1 protein-coding gene is annotated in these 638 nt (G+C 68.3%); it reads right to left on the bottom strand.

Translation table 11 applies throughout. The features are described from left to right. Positions 1 to 41 precede the first annotated feature (41 nt). A partial coding sequence (locus ACT17R_RS17665; RefSeq protein ID WP_444810017.1) for an SDR family NAD(P)-dependent oxidoreductase occupies positions 42 to 638 on the bottom strand: 597 nt, incomplete at its 5' end.

Below are 638 nucleotides of genomic sequence, written 5' to 3'. Positions count from 1 at the left end.
GGCGACGACCCCTCCGCCGGGCGGAGGGGCCGCTCCCGCGACTAGGCCGACGCACCGCCATCGATGTTCAGCGTTGTTCCGGTGATGTAGGTCGCATCTGGGCCGGCCAGAAACGACACCGCGCCGGCGATCTCCTCGACCCGGCCGTAGCGACCGAGCGGAATGGCACCGATCATCTGCTTCGCGAACTCGCCGTCAGCAGGGTTCATATCGGTGTCGATGGGGCCCGGCTGCACGGTGTTGACGAGGATATTGCGCGAGGCGAGATCCTTTGCCCAGCCGCGCGCCAGCGCCGCCACTGCCGCTTTGGTCGCGCTGTAGATCGCGGTCGCGGGGAACGCCATCTCGCCCGAGATGCTGCCGATGAGGATGATCCGCCCCCCGTCGCGCAGGTGCGGCAGCGCCGCGCGCGTGCCGACGTGCAGGCCCTTCACATTGACCCCGAATTGACGGTCATAGCTTTCGTCAGTGTCATCGGCGATGGTAGAGAATTCGGCGACGCCGGCATTGTGGACAAGGATATCGATCCCGCCTAGCGCGGCCGCTGCTTGTTCGACGCCCGCCCGCTGCGGCCCGGGCTGGGAGGCATCGGCCTGAACGGCAAAGGCGGTGCCGCCCGCGCGCTCGATCGCCGCTAC

This window comes from Sphingopyxis sp. Q841 (assembly GCF_052384365.1).
Classification (GTDB): Bacteria; Pseudomonadota; Alphaproteobacteria; order Sphingomonadales; family Sphingomonadaceae; genus Sphingopyxis; species Sphingopyxis terrae_A.
The sequence above is the reverse complement of the archived record's forward strand: the minus strand, read 5'-3'. Positions and strand labels throughout refer to the sequence as shown.